The organism is Haloferax massiliensis, from assembly GCF_001368915.1.
GTDB classification, from domain to species: Archaea; Halobacteriota; Halobacteria; order Halobacteriales; family Haloferacaceae; genus Haloferax; species Haloferax massiliensis.
The window spans coordinates 1,470,615-1,484,101 of record NZ_CSTE01000002.1 but is presented as its reverse complement, the minus strand read 5'-3'; the positions used below and the strand labels follow the sequence as shown (position 1 = coordinate 1,484,101).

At 68.2% G+C, this 13,487-nt stretch carries 11 protein-coding genes; 8 read left to right on the top strand and 3 right to left on the bottom strand.

Annotated elements, in window-relative coordinates:
* Positions 1-22 precede the first annotated feature (22 nt).
* From BN996_RS11655 to BN996_RS11640, 4 genes are read left to right on the top strand one after another with little or no spacing between them, the layout of a single operon-like run.
* Positions 23-1,741 carry an ABC transporter substrate-binding protein gene (locus BN996_RS11655; RefSeq protein ID WP_089779191.1) on the top strand — a complete coding sequence of 573 codons (1,719 nt, stop codon included), beginning with the start codon at positions 23-25 and terminating at the stop codon, positions 1,739-1,741.
* A gap of 24 nt (positions 1,742-1,765) precedes the next feature.
* Entirely contained in the window at positions 1,766-2,785 is a 1,020-nt protein-coding gene (locus tag BN996_RS11650) for an ABC transporter permease (RefSeq protein WP_089779189.1), read from the top strand.
* Positions 2,782-3,717, top strand: coding sequence for an ABC transporter permease (locus BN996_RS11645; protein WP_089779187.1), 936 nt, complete (start codon positions 2,782-2,784; stop codon positions 3,715-3,717). Before BN996_RS11650 ends, BN996_RS11645 begins: the two co-directional genes overlap by 4 nt.
* A gap of 6 nt (positions 3,718-3,723) precedes the next feature.
* Positions 3,724-4,122 (top strand): DUF7268 family protein, encoded by a 399-nt coding sequence (locus BN996_RS11640; protein WP_007275765.1) that lies wholly within the window; start codon positions 3,724-3,726, stop codon positions 4,120-4,122.
* A gap of 23 nt (positions 4,123-4,145) precedes the next feature.
* Here BN996_RS11640 and BN996_RS11635 read toward each other — a convergent pair whose 3' ends face one another.
* The 3 genes from BN996_RS11635 to BN996_RS11625 all read right to left on the bottom strand — a co-directional run bounded on the left by BN996_RS11635 (position 4,146) and on the right by BN996_RS11625 (position 9,550).
* Positions 4,146-6,722, bottom strand: a complete 2,577-nt coding sequence (locus tag BN996_RS11635; RefSeq protein WP_089779186.1) for a PAS domain S-box protein — start codon at positions 6,720-6,722, stop codon at positions 4,146-4,148.
* Positions 6,719-8,173 (bottom strand): ATPase domain-containing protein, encoded by a 1,455-nt coding sequence (locus tag BN996_RS11630; RefSeq protein ID WP_089779183.1) that lies wholly within the window; start codon positions 8,171-8,173, stop codon positions 6,719-6,721. Before BN996_RS11630 ends, BN996_RS11635 begins: the two co-directional genes overlap by 4 nt.
* Before the next feature lie 150 nt (positions 8,174-8,323).
* On the bottom strand, positions 8,324-9,550 hold the full coding sequence (locus BN996_RS11625) for an orc1/cdc6 family replication initiation protein (RefSeq protein ID WP_004065096.1): 1,227 nt from the start codon (positions 9,548-9,550) through the stop codon (positions 8,324-8,326).
* A 745-nt stretch (positions 9,551-10,295) separates the two neighbouring features.
* On the opposite strand from BN996_RS11625, the gene BN996_RS11620 reads away from it, so the two are divergent.
* From BN996_RS11620 to BN996_RS11605, 4 genes are all read left to right on the top strand, one after another.
* Positions 10,296-11,255 (top strand): DUF4129 domain-containing protein, encoded by a 960-nt coding sequence (locus tag BN996_RS11620; protein WP_089779181.1) that lies wholly within the window; start codon positions 10,296-10,298, stop codon positions 11,253-11,255.
* Positions 11,252-11,824: a DUF7269 family protein gene (locus BN996_RS11615; protein ID WP_007275760.1), complete on the top strand. Its 573-nt coding sequence runs from the start codon at positions 11,252-11,254 to the stop codon at positions 11,822-11,824. The genes BN996_RS11620 and BN996_RS11615 overlap by 4 nt, the downstream gene beginning before the upstream one ends.
* Positions 11,821-13,089, top strand: coding sequence for a DUF58 domain-containing protein (locus BN996_RS11610; RefSeq protein WP_089779179.1), 1,269 nt, complete (start codon positions 11,821-11,823; stop codon positions 13,087-13,089). The genes BN996_RS11615 and BN996_RS11610 overlap by 4 nt, the downstream gene beginning before the upstream one ends.
* A partial coding sequence (locus BN996_RS11605; protein WP_089779176.1) for a DUF7519 family protein occupies positions 13,077-13,487 on the top strand: 411 nt, incomplete at its 3' end. The genes BN996_RS11610 and BN996_RS11605, both read left to right, overlap by 13 nt.

The window sequence follows — 13,487 nt, the reverse complement described above, 5'->3', positions numbered from 1 at the left end:
GGGTACATCGATAGGTACACGTATGTCACAAGATGGCAATAACGTCCCGCGGCGTCGGTTCCTGACGGCCGCGGGGACCGCCGCGGCGACGGCCGCGCTCGCGGGTTGTTCCGGCGGCGGCGAGGACACCACCACCGAATCCGGCGAGACGACCGGAGAGGGCGAGACGGACCAGACCGAGCAGACCGAAGACGACGGTTCGGCGCAGGTCCTTCGCTACGGCCGCGGCAGCCACTCGCCGACGCTCGACTTCCAGAACAGCACGAGCGGTGAGGTCGCCAAGGTGACCGAGCAGCTCTACGACACGCTCATCAACTTCGAGCCGGGCCAGTCCACGCTGACGCAGGGACTCGCCACCGAGTACTCGCTGGAGGGCCAGTCGGCGTCCATCACGCTCCGCGAGGGCGTGACGTTCCACAACGGCGAGGAGTTCACGGCGGAGGACTTCGTGGCGACCTATCGCCGCTTCGTCGACAGCGACTACGAGTACTACGCCGGCGACGACTACGTCTCGGCGTACGGGCCGTTCACCCTCGGCTCGTGGATCGACGAGATTCAGGTCGACGGCGACTACTCGATGACGATTCAGCTGACCCAGTCGTACGCGCCGTTCCTGCGTAACCTGGCGATGTTCGCGGCGGCGGTCCACTCCCTCGCCGCGATCGAGGAGTACGGCACTGACCTCAGTTCGAACCCCGTCGGCACGGGTCCGTTCCAACTGAGCAACCTCGACGACGCGAACGAACTCATCCGCCTCGAAGCCAACCCCGACTACTGGGGCGAGGTGCCGAAGGTGGACGAGGTCGTCTTCGTCACCATCGGCCAGAACTCGACGCGCGCCCAGTCGCTCGCGTCGGGCGAACTCGACATCATCGACGGGCTCGGCGCGCAGTCGTCCGTCCAGGTCGAAAACGCCAGCAACGCGAGCCTCGTCCGGACCGAGGGCATCAACATCGGCTACATGGCGTTCAACATGGCGAGCCGCGAGGAGTTCCGCGACCGCCGCGTCCGGCAGGCCGTCAGCCACGCCATCAACACCGAGGCCATCGTCAACGAGATCTACTCGGGCTTCGCGACGCAGGCGAGCCAGCCGCTCCCGCCGAACGTCCTCGGTCACAACGACGACATCGACCCGTACCCGTACGACCCCGAGGAGGCCCAGCGCCTCCTCGAAGAGGCCGGCTACGGCGACGGCTTCTCCTTCGAACTGGCGACGTTCCAGAACCCCCGCGGCTACAACCCGTCGCCGATTCAGACCGCCGAGACCGTCGCGTCCAACCTCGGCGACGTCGGCATCGAAGTCGACATCAACCAGCAGTCGTTCGGGCCGTTCCTCGAATACACCGCCCAGGGCCGCCACGACGCGTGTTTCCTCGGCTGGTACACCGACAACGCCGACCCGGACAACTTCATGTACGTCCTCCTGCACCCGCAGGTAGAGGAGGGCGAACTCACGGAGGGACAGGACTGGGTCAGCTTCGAAGCCGAAGGCTACAACACCAGTAACCGCTCGGCGTGGGCGAACCGCGAGTACATGGACCTCGTCGAGCAGGGCCAGAGCACCTACGACGAGGCCGAACGCGAGTCGCTGTACAACGAGGCGAACCAGATTGCACACGACGAGGCCCCGTGGGTCTACCTCGACTACGCGGACGAGCTTCGCGGTGTCTCCAACCGCGTCAGCGGGTTCCAGATCGCCGCCATCAGCGGTCCGTACCTCAACCTCGTCAGCCTGAACTGAGGCACTGACCGCGCTTCGACTTTCATGATTTCCACACGATTCGTACTCAAGCGGCTGCTGTTGCTCGTCCCCGTACTGGTGGGAGTGGCGTCGCTCGTCTTCTCCATCCTGCATCTCTCCCCGGGCGACCCGGCGCTCACCATCGCGGGCGAGCGCGCCAGCGAGGAGTTCGTCCGGCAGATCGAAGAGAGCCTCGGCCTGAACGACCCCATCTGGGTGCAGTACGGGCGGTTCCTCGCCGACGCCGCGCAGTTCCAGTTCGGCGAGTCCTTCATCATCCAGCGGAACACCGCGGTCCGCGAGGTGCTCGCCAACAAGCTGCCGGTCACGCTCGAACTCGCCATCTACGGCCAGCTTATCGGCATCTCGCTGGGCATCCCGCTCGGTATCCTGAGCGCCGTCAAGCAGGACAGCATCACGGACCACCTGACCCGCATCGGCGCGCTCGCCGGCATCAGCGTGCCCATCTTCTGGAGCGGTCCGCTTCTCATCTTGCTGTTCGCACAGATGCTCGGCTGGCTCCCGACGAGCGGCCGTATCTCGGTGCTGTACAACGTCGAGGCCATCCGGGTGACGGGGCTCGTCACGGTCGACACCCTCATCGCGGGCAACTGGGACATGTTCGTCTCCGCGGTCCGCCACATGATTCTCCCGGCGTCGGTCATCGGCGTCTACTCGATGGCGCTCATCTCCCGGATGATGCGCTCGTCGATGCTGGAGGTCATCCGGCAGGACTACATGCGCACCGCCCGCGCGAAGGGCCAAGGCTCGAAGATAACGGTCCTGAAACACGGCTTCCGCAACGCGATGATTCCCGTCATCACGGTCATCGGTATCCAGTTCGGTGGCCTGCTCGGCGGCGCAGTGCTGACGGAGACGGTGTTCGCCATCGGCGGCATCGGGACGCTCCTGGTCGAGGCCATCAAGGTCGGCGACTATCCCATCGTGCAGGGGACGGTCCTGACGTTCGCGTTCCTGTTCACGCTTGTCAACCTCGGCGTCGACATCACCTACTCCATCCTTGACCCGAGGATCGAACAATGAGCACGGAAACCACGACCACGAACGAGACAGCGGCGGACGTCGACCAGCGCGGGCTCATCGACCGCCTGACCGCGTCGCAGTTCGTCTCTCGACTGCTGTCGAACCGCCTCGCACTCGCCGGCATCGCCATCATCGTGGCGATGGTGGTCATCGCGCTGTACGCGCGGCTGTTCTTGGACCTCGACGTCATCACGCAGTCGCAGCTCGGAACGAACCCGAACCGCGCCGCGCCGAGTCTCGACTTCCCGTTCGGCACCGACGGACAGGCCCGGAGCCTCCTGCCGCGAGTGGCGTACGGCGCGTGGTACGCGATGCTGTTCGGAACCGTCACGGTCGCCGCCTCGACCGTCCTCGGCGTCGGTCTCGGCATCGTCGCGGCCTACTACGGCGACGTGACCGACAACGTCATCATGCGGACGATGGACGTGCTGCTCGCGTTCCCGTCGCTGTTGTTGGCGCTGGCGCTCGTCGCCATCTTCCCCGACGACCTCGGGCTGTGGCGGGCGGTCGCCGCGCTGACGCTCGTCTACACGCCGCGGTTCGCCCGCGTCGTCCGCGGGGCCGCGCTGACCGTGCTCGAAAACGAGTACATCGACGCGACGGTCGCGCTCGGCGCGGCCGACCCGCGGGTGCTGGTTCGGCACGTCCTGCCGAACTGCCTCGCGCCCATCACGGTCCAGAGCACGCTCAACTTCGGGCTGGCCATCATCGACCTCGCGGCGCTGTCGTTCCTCGGCTTCGGTGCCGAGGCCGGCACGCCCTCGTGGGGCCTCATGCTCTCGAACGGCGTGAGTCAGGGCCTGCTCACGGGCGTCTGGTGGTGGTCGTTCTTCCCCGGGTTCTTCCTCGCGCTCACCGTGCTGGGGTTCAACCTCCTCGGCGACGGCATGCGCGACGCGCTCGACCCGCGAATGCGCGAAGCGGTCGACTGACCGCCCGTGTCAGCGCCACCGGAGCCGGGGGACGCAGACGCGCGTCCCGCGCTCGAACGGGCGGCGGTTCGGTTCCGCCTCGTCGGCACCGCGGCCCTCGCGGGCGCGCTCGTCGCCGCCGTCTGGCTGGCCGCTCGGCTGGTCGTCGGTGACTTCTCGGCGAGCGTCGAGACGACGTTCGCGCTCGGCTCGCTCGCGTTCGGGTTCGGCCTCCTCGGGTGGTCCGGGGCGGTCGCACTCGGCCGCGGCATCGAGTCGATGCAGGCGCACCTCGACACCGGAACGGGCTGGACGGAAGCGGACGCTCGGCGGGCGATGGCCCGGATTCTCGGGTTCGGACTCGGCGTGATGCTCGGGGCGACGGCGGTCGGTTCCGCCGTCGCTGTGTTCGTCGCCGCCGCCTGAGTCGGCCGAACGAAGACTCGGCGTCAGGCCTTCGGCAGTCGAAGCTCGATAACCGTCCCGTGCGGCTCGTTGTCCACGATTTCCATCGAGCCGTTGCTGTTCGTCACGGCCCAGCGGACGAACCAGAGCCCGAGCCCGTTCGTGTGCCGAAGCGGCGACTCCCGACCGGAGTTGAGCGATTCGCGTTCGAGCGACGGAATCCCCGGTCCGTCGTCGGCGACGCGGATGACGACCTGCTCCGGGCCGTCGTCCTCGCTGACCGAGAGCTCGATTTGGACCTCGTCGCCGCCGTAGACGACCGCGTTGTCGATGAGTTCGTTCACCGCGAGTTCGAACGTCTCGTGGGCGCACGCTCGCGTGTCCGCCGGCGAGTCGACGGTGATGGTCGCGTCGGGGTAGCTGAGCCGAGCGCCCTCGACCACGTTGCGGACGCAGTCGGCGACGTTCTGCGGTCGCACTCGCTCTGTCACGTCGGGGTCGAGCGCGGAGCTGAACTTCCGGGCCGTCTCGGCGAGCGAGAGCAGTTCGCTCGTCGCCCGCTCGATCGCCGCCGCCGACTCGCGCACGTCGCCGTCGTCGGTCCGCTCCAGCACCATCGTCGCGTGCGCCTGCGCGATGTTCATCTTGTTCCGGAGGTTGTGTCTGATGACGCGATCGAGGACCGAGAGCCGGCGTTCGTGCTCTTGGAGTTCGGTCACGTCGCGGCCGACGCAGACGATGCCCTCGAACTCGTCCTCCGAAGACTTCGCCGCGATAGTCGTCTGAAACCGTCGCTCCGCGCCGTCTCGGTCGACGACGACCGTCTCCATGGTCTCTTTGTCGCTGTCGCCCGCGAGAAGCGACGCGATGGACTCCAACAGCGCTTGCGAGTGGTGCTCGCCGAACACCGTCGAGACGTGTTCGCCGACGAGGTCGTCGGGGTCGCGGCCCAGCAGATCGGCGGTCGCACTGTTCGCGAGGACGAACCGGAGGTTGTCGTCCAGCGTGTAAATCGGGTCCGCGGTCGTCTCGACGATGCGCTCGTAGCGTTCGAGTTCTCTCGACCGGGCCTTTCGCTCGGTGATGTCTTGGACGGTTCCCCGGAAGACGGGGCCGTCGGTTTCCGGCGTCGTGACGCCGCGGACGTTCACCCAACGCACCTCGCCGTCCGTCGTCACCAGCCGGCACTCGACCGACTGCTCTTCGCCGGTCGCAACGAGGCGCTCGAACGCCGCTCTAGCCTCGGGTTCGTCTTCGGAATGGTAGAACGAAAACGCCTCTTCGAGGTCGAACGTCTCGCCCGAGTCGACGCCGACGAGTTCGGCGAGCCCGCTCGTGAACAGGACGTCTCCGGTCCGTGTGTTGACCTCCCACGCACCGACCGAGGCGATTCTCTGGCTCTGGTCGAACAGGTCGAGCAATCGCTCGCGCTCGCGCACCTGTCGCTTCTGTGCTGTCACGTCCTCGATGGCGGCGATCACGCCGATTCGCTCCCCGTCGCTTCCGGTCAGGGGGGCGGCGTTGACGACGAGCCATCGGCGCTCGTCGGCGACGTCGATGCCGTGTTCGTAGCCACTGACTATCTCGCCGGTCTCTCTCACCCGGTCGAAGGGGAGGTCCTCGCGGCCGAGCGGGTCCCCCCGCTCGTCGACGAGGTCCCACTCGGGCGCGTCGTACGGCTGTCCGAGTACGACCGACCGCCGCAGACCGAGAATCCCCTGGGCCGCCTCGTTGGCGCGCACGACGACCTCGTCTTCGTTGAGGACCGCGATGCCGACCGGGCTCGTCTCGAAGAGCTGTTTGAGCGTCTGCGTCTCGTGGACGAGTTGGTTCCTGAGCGCGTGGCGGACGGTCGCGTCGGTCTGGAACCCGACGAAGTGGGTGAGTTCGCCGTCGTCGTACACCGGCGATATCTTCAGTTCGTTCCAGAACGGCGTCCCGTCCTTCCGGTAGTTGGTGAGGCTGACCGTGGCGCTCTCACCGTTTTCGACCGCCTCGCGAAGCGTCTCGACCGGCTCGGAGTCGGTTTCGGCCCCCTGCAGGAACCGGCAGTTCCGGCCGATGGCCTCCTGTCGGTCGTAGCCGGTCATCTCCTCGAAGGCGTCGTTGACGTACGTGAGCGGTTGGTCGCCGTCGGCCTCGGTGATGGTGATGCCGACGGTCGCGCCGTCCATCGCGCGGCGGTACAGCGCGAGTTGGAGCGACTGCCGTCGGGTCTGGAGGAGCGACTCGACCCGCGACCGGATGACCGCGCTCGGCGCGGGCACCGCAAGCACGTCGTCTGGGACGTCGCTGAGGCGTCGCGCGGCGACGCGCTGTTCGTCTTGTTCGACCGTCAACACGACTGGCACGAAGCGGTCGCCCGCGTCCGATTTGCGCGCTTCGAGGTCGGCGGTGACGGCGGGGTAGGTCGCCATGTCGACGATACAGAGGTCGAACTCCGGGAGTGGGGGTCCGTCCTCGCGGCCGCGCTCCCAGACGACGACCTCGTACGCGTCGAGGAGGTCCGCCAGTAGCTCGCGGTCGCGAGCGCCGCGAACTGCGAGGAGTATCCGTTCCTCGCCGGACGCGTCACGCGCGGAACGTGCTCCGTTCCGGGACGCGTCTTCGTTCACGGTCACTCAGCCTCGTTCCACGTCGGCGTCCCCGTGAGGATGCCTCGAAGCCCGTCGAGCGGTTCGCCGACGGTGATGCCGTCCGTCCCGATTTCGAACGACCGGAGCGTCGGCTCGAAGCCCCCGAACCGCTTTTTGAGGACGCCGACGGCCTTGCGAATCTCGCCGCGAACCTCGATGTAGCGAATGAACAGGATGTTGTCCGCGAGGTAGCTCACGTGGTTGTCCGAGGCGTGGAACGCGCCGGTGACCTGCTGTACCTCCTCGGTCAACACGACCGTGACGCCCATGTTCTTGAGGTACCGCGCCAGCGCGTGGAGTTCGCGGCGGATGTCGCTTCGCTCGTCGGTGAGGCTGAGTTGGTAGCCGGCGGTGCCGTCTATCAGCACGAATTTCGTGTCGTTGGCCTCGACCTCGGCGCGAACCCGCTGGGCGAACTCGTCGGTCGAAAGCGAGAGTGGTTCGACCGCGTCGACCCGGAGGTCACCCGCCTCGACGAGGTCGTCTATCGGGATGCCGATGGACTCAGAGCGGTGTCGGAAGCTCCGTTTGCTTTCCTCGAAGAGGTAGATTGCGGCGCGCTCGCCGCGTTCGGCCGTCGCCCGCGCGAACGCGGCCCCGGTGGTGGACTTGCCGACGCCGCTCGGGCCGCTGACGAGCGTGATGCTCCCCCGCTCGATGCCGCCGCCGAGCAGGGCGTCGAGGTCGTCGATGCCCGACGAGAGCGGCTCGATAGTGAACTCGCGGTGGTGCGAGTCGGGGACGAGACGCGGGAAGACGCGCATCCCGTGACCGCCGTCGATTCGCATGCCGTGCGGCCCCGCCTGAGAGTCCGACCCGCGGAACTTCTCGATGCGGACCGACCGCCCCGAATCGGACCGAGACAGCGATATCGAGCTGTCACAGAGGTACGCGAGCGTCTCGTCGGTGTCGCCGCTCGACGGCTGGCTCGTGAACAGCGTCGTCGCACCCGACCGCTTGAGGTAGCTCAGGAGCGACGAGACGAGCCGGCGGAACTGGTATCTGTCCGACGAGAGGCGACCGAGTTGGCTCAGCGGGTCGATGACGACTCTGTCGGGGTCGTGTTCCTCGATTGCCTCCCGGAGTTCGTTCGCCGTCGACTTCCCTTCGACCTCGCCCGGCGACAGCATCGTGTAGGCCTCGTCGTCGAGGAACGCCTCGGGCGACGGCCCCAAGTCGAGAATCGGAACCTCCGAGAGGTCGAATCCGAGCGTCTCGGCGTTCGCCCGGAGGTCGGCGTCCGACTCCTCGAAGGAGATGAAAAGCACGTCCTCGTCGTTTTCGCGTCCGGCGGTCAGGAAGTGGTAGCCGACGATGGTCTTTCCCGCCCCCGATTCCCCGCGGACCATGTACGTCCGGTTCGGCACCAGCCCGCCGTCCAGTACCGCGTCGAGCCCGGATATTCCCGTGGAGAGCCGCGGGGGGAGATTCGTCATGCTCTACACATCTGTCCGACGGACCAAGAAACTACCACCGTCTCGAACTGCCACGCCCCGGAACAGCACGCCTCAGTGGGGCGTCGGAACGAGAGCGTGCGTTCGGGGAGCCGTGGTGTTCGGCCGGTGAGTGGTGACGTCCGACGAAACTCAGGCGGCCTCGGCCTGCGTCGCGGTCTTTCGAATCTCGTCGAGGACGGAGTCGAGAGCGAGCACGTCGGACAGCGCCTCCATCGCACTGGAGAAGGGGACGTCGAGCGCGTAGCTGTAGTAGTTCCCGCGCGAACCGGTGCGGTTCTCCTCGGCCGAGAGGATGCCGAGCATCCGGAGGTCCGAGAGGTGGTTGTGGACCGACCGCTGGGCGAGCGGGTCGATGCCGGCGGAGTTACACAGCCGGAGGTACTCCTGATAGAGGTCGCGCATCCGACACGGCGTCTCGTCGTGGGCGGCCTTCGAGACGACCGCGAGGAGCGCGAAGTGGCCGTTTTCGGTGAGTTCGCGCATCCCTTCGACGACGCGCTCCTGTTCGAGTTTCTGCCGGGCGATGTCGACGTGGTCGAGCGTGATTCGCTCGTCGTCTTTGTTCTCGGCGTGTTCGCCCGCCAGCCGCAGGAGGTCCAGCGCCTGTCGCGCGCTCCCGCTGTCGCGGGCGGCGAGCGCCGCACAGAGGTTGAGCACGCCCTCCTCGCAGGCGTCCTCGGCGATGGCGACCTCCGCGCGCGATTCGAGGATGTTCTGGAGCTCGGGCGCTTGGTACGGCGGGAAGTGGAGTTCGCGCTCGCAGAGGGTGTCCTGCACGCGCGGGTCGAGCTGGTCGTGGAACTTGAAGTCGTTCGAGATGCCGATGAGGCCGACCTTGGCGTCTTCGAGTTTCCCGTTCGACCGCGCCCGCGGGAGTTCGTAGAGGAGTTCGTCGCGGTCGCCGATGGAGTCGACTTCGTCGAGGACGATGAGCACCGTCCCGCCCACGTCGTCCAGCTCCTGAAACAGCTTCTTGAAGACGGTCTGTTGGGGGTAGCCGGTCGAGCTAATCTCCGCGCCCGGCGGTCGAAGCTCGTTGACGAGTTCGACCGCCACCTGGTACGAGGAGTTGAGCGTCTTGCAGTTGATGGAGATGACGCTGAGGTCCACGTCGTCGTACTGCGAGACGTCTTCGAGGAGCATTTCGAGGAGGAACTCGGTGACCGCGGTCTTTCCCACGCCGGTGTTGCCGTACAGGAAGACGTTGTTCGGCTCCCAGCCGTCGACGACCGGTTGGAGCGCGTCCATGTACTCCGAAATCTCGTCGTCGCGCTCCTCGATGCGCTCGGGCTTGTAGGACTCCCCGAGGGCGTCCTTGTTGGTGAAGACGTTTTGTTTTCGCTCGAACCGGCGCATTAGCGTCGGTCCGTTGTAGCGTCCCCTTATTTAAAACCCCGATTTCATCTGATTCATGTGAATTGCGGCGGTGGTATCGGTGGGTGATGGGCGGCGTGTTCTCGTCTCGAATCGTCGTCTCCTGAATGTCTCTTGCTACCGAGTGTTGTGGTCCGTGTGAACTCGTTTGAACAGACACACACCACTATTGCAAGTGAACGAGAGTACGTGAGAGTGACTAGTAGAACAACAGAGCATGCGTTCAACTAAAGCGTTGACATGAATCGGCGCTCACGATGCGAGTCCCGGCCAGACGAGTCTGCGGCGAGCGGCGCGTAGGCGACCTGAAACAGGAAGAATCACCTGCAACGGTGGTGGGTGGTGCGGGGCGGGTCCCGTTCGCGGTTCACTTGCACCGGTGCTCTCCCCGCGCAGTCGCCGATGCCACCCCCCCACGGCGTCGCCGCGCTTCACGCGCAACGGTGGTGTCTGTGGGTGCGCCCCGACACCTCGCTCCACCGCCAATTCACTTGCAAACGTGGTGTGTGGGTGTCGAGCCTCGACTTTCGTCCGCCGCACGGACGAGTAGTTCACTTGTCGGAGTGGTCTGTCCGGCCGCGTCGTCTGCGGGCCTTCGTGTGGCACCACCGACACAGCGCGACCGACGCTCCGCTCGACTCGGCTGGTCGGCGGGATGACAGTCGTCCCTCCGACGACCGCTCCGTCCCTCGAAATGTCTTTACCTCGGTTACTGTTACCTACTCCCGTGGACCGTTCCGCCCTCCGCGCGCTCGCGCTCGCCCTCCTCGCGGTCGTCGCCCTCTCGGTCGTCGCCGCCACCATCGACTCGACCGTCGTCACCAGCGGCGGCCCGATAGGCTTCGGTGGCGGCGAGACCGGCGGCGCAGTCACCGGAGACACAGACCGGACCGGCGTCCAACCGACCGGCGGTTCGTCCGGCAGTCTCAGCATCCCGACGCCGTGTCTCCCGTGGTTGCTCTCGCCCGGAATCCTCGCGGCCGTCGCCCTCGTCTTCGCCCTCCTCGGCGCGTACGTCTACCGCGAGACCGGTTCTCTGCTCCCGCCGCTCGCCATCTACGCGGCGGTCGGGCCGCCGGTCGTCCTGCTTTTCGCCCTCCTCACGGCGTGTCGCCGCGAGTCCTCGTTTTCGTCTCGCGCCGCGGCCGCCGCGCGGAACGTCTCGTTTCTCCCCGCCGGTGGCGGTGGCAGTCTCGGCGGCGGTGGCGCGGCCCAGAGCGTTTCACCGCCGACGGTGCTGTTCGGCCTCCTCCTCGCGGTCGCACTCGTCGTCGCGGTTTTCATGCTCGTGACGGGGACCGGCGACTCGCCCGAGGCCGACGGCGAAGCCGCCCCCGTCGACGAGGACGAAGGGCCGGACGTCGCCGCGGTCGGGCGGGCCGCCGGGGCCGCGGCCCAGCGCATCGAGGACGGCGACGCGGACGTGGAAAACGAGGTGTTCCGCGCGTGGGGCGAGATGACCGCGCTCCTCGACGTGCCGAACCGCCGCGCCGCGACGCCCGCCGAGTTCGCCGACTCGGCCGTCGACGCCGGCATGGACCGCGACGACGTGAGCGCCCTGACGACGTTGTTCGAGGAAGTTCGCTACGGCGGCTTCGAGGCGACGCCGGAGCGAGAACGCCGGGCGGTCGACGCGCTCAGGAACATCGAAGACGCCTACGCCGAGTCGGCGGAGGGCGACCGATGACGCTCGCACGCCGGCTGTTCGTGTTCGTCGGCGTCGTCGCCACGGTCGCCGGGTTCGCGGTCATCGCCGGCGTCTCGCTCGGCCTCGAACTGACGGACGTCTTCCTCGGCCTCGTCGCGGCGCTCGCGGCGTTGCAGGGCCTTCGGTACGTCCAACACCGCCGCGACACGACCCCGAACACCACGGTCACCGGCGACCCGGAAGCGCGGATTTCGGTCCCGGTTCCCGGTTCCGACTTCGACGACGACCTCGTGTCGGCGGCGGGTCGGCGAACCCGCTGGGCCGCCCGCGAGCGGGTCGTCGACCGCCTCGAAACCCGGGCCAAGGGGGCGCTCGTCGCCCGCGGCGGTCACGCTCCCGAGGAAGCGGCCGCGCTCCTCAAAACCGGCGGGTGGACCGACGACCCGGTCGCCGCGCGATTTCTCGGCGCGTCTGTCTCGGTTCCGCTTCGACAGCGCGTCCGACTCCTGCTGTCCGGTCAGTCGTCGCTTTCCGACCGCGCCGAACGGACCGTCGCCGCGATAGAGCGAGTCGGCACCGCCGACGACCCCGCGGGTGAGCGCCGATGAGTCGCGGCTTCGACACCGACCGCTGGACCGGCCTCGACGGTCTCGTCCTCGTCGCGGCCGCCGCCGGCGTGTTCACCCGCGAGCCGTCGCTCCTCCTCGCGGCCGGCCTCGGCGTCGTCGTCCTCGCCTACGTCCGGGTCGCGGCGATCCCCGAGGTGTCGCTCCGCGTCGAGCGCGACCTCTCGGACGCGACGCCCGACCCCGACGACGAGGTCGAAGTCACGCTCCGCGTCACCAACGAGGGGCCTCGGACGCTGTTCGACCTCCGCGTCGTCGACGGCGTGCCGCCGGCGCTCGGCGTGGCCGACGGCCCCGCCCGACTGGGGACTGCGCTCAGACCGGGAGCGACCGCGACCGCGACGTACACCGTCACGGCCGTCCGCGGCGAGCACGCGTGGGGCGAGACGGTCGTCGTCGTCCGCGACCCGAGCGGGGCCGTCGAGTCCCGCGAGACGTTCGGCGCCGAGACGACGCTCCGGTGTGAGCCCGAACTCGCCGCGACCGCCGACCTGCCGCTTCGGGGCCTCACCTCGAAGTACGCCGGGCGCGTCGAGACCGACGTGCCGGGGTCGGGACTGGAGTTCGCGTCCATCCGCGAGTACCGCCACGGCGACCCGATTCGCCGCATCGACTGGAACCGCCGCGCCCGCACGGGCGAACTCGCCACCGTGGAGTTCCGCGAGGAACGGGCCGCGGCAGTCGTGCTCGTCGTCGACACCCGCGCGGAGGCGCACGTCGCCCCCGACGACGAGGCGGAGACCGCGGTCGAGCGCTCCGTCGACGCCGCGAGCGTCGCATTTTCGGCGCTCCTCGACAGCGGCGACAGCGTCGGCATCGCGGCGTTCGGCCCCGACGAGTGCTGGCTCGCCCCCTCGTCGGGCGTCGACCACCGCGCCCGCGCCCGGCGACTGTTCGCCACCCATCCGGCGTTCGCGCCGACGCCGCCGGACGGGGCCTTTTTCGGCTCCGTCGTCGTCCGACGGCTCCGACGTCGCCTCGCCAGCGACGCGCAGGTCATCTTCTGCTCGCCGCTCGTGGACGACTACGCGGTCTCGGTCGCCCGCCGGTTGGAGGCCTACGGCCACGCCGTGACGGTCGTCTCGCCCGACCCGACGGCGACATCGACCGTCGGCGCGCGACTCGCGCGCATCGAGCGCGACCTGCGGCTCCGCGAACTCCGGCGGAGCGGCGTCCGCGTCGTCGACTGGGGTGACGAACCGCTCGGCGTCGCGCTCGCGCGGGCCGAAGCGGGGTGGTCGCGGTGAGCGAAATCACCCGCAAGCCGACGCGGACCGGGACCGCGATGGCGCTGTCGGCGGCCGGACTCACCGTCCTCGCGCTCGGCTTTACCACGTCGACGGCGGCGGTCGGCGGCCTCACCGCGACGGTCGCGCTCGCCGCCGGACTAGTTCGGGGCTCGCGGCGCATCGTCGACGCCGCGGGCGGGCTGTTCTTCCTTTCGCTCCTCTTCGCGGGCGCGAGCGGGGCCGGGACGGAGGCGCTCTTACTCGCCGCGGTCGGGTCGATACTCGCGTGGGACCTCGCCGACAACGCGCGCTCCGTCGGCGAACACCTCGGCCGCGAGACCGACACGCGCCGGCTCGAACTCGTCCACGCGGCGGCGACGCTCGTCGTGCTCGCGGTCGGCGCGGCCGTCGTCTAC

Excerpts from the sequence above, each read along its gene's own strand:
- BN996_RS11630 (WP_089779183.1), bottom strand. The coding sequence starts at position 8,173 with ATGACGAATCTCCCCCCGCGGCTCTCCACGGGAATATCCGGGCTCGAC.
- BN996_RS11625 (WP_004065096.1), bottom strand. The coding sequence starts at position 9,550 with ATGCGCCGGTTCGAGCGAAAACAAAACGTCTTCACCAACAAGGACGCC.
- BN996_RS11615 (WP_007275760.1), top strand. The coding sequence starts at position 11,252 with ATGACGCTCGCACGCCGGCTGTTCGTGTTCGTCGGCGTCGTCGCCACG.
- BN996_RS11650 (WP_089779189.1), top strand. The coding sequence starts at position 1,766 with ATGATTTCCACACGATTCGTACTCAAGCGGCTGCTGTTGCTCGTCCCC.
- BN996_RS11610 (WP_089779179.1), top strand. The coding sequence starts at position 11,821 with ATGAGTCGCGGCTTCGACACCGACCGCTGGACCGGCCTCGACGGTCTC.
- BN996_RS11645 (WP_089779187.1), top strand. The coding sequence starts at position 2,782 with ATGAGCACGGAAACCACGACCACGAACGAGACAGCGGCGGACGTCGAC.
- BN996_RS11655 (WP_089779191.1), top strand. The coding sequence starts at position 23 with ATGTCACAAGATGGCAATAACGTCCCGCGGCGTCGGTTCCTGACGGCC.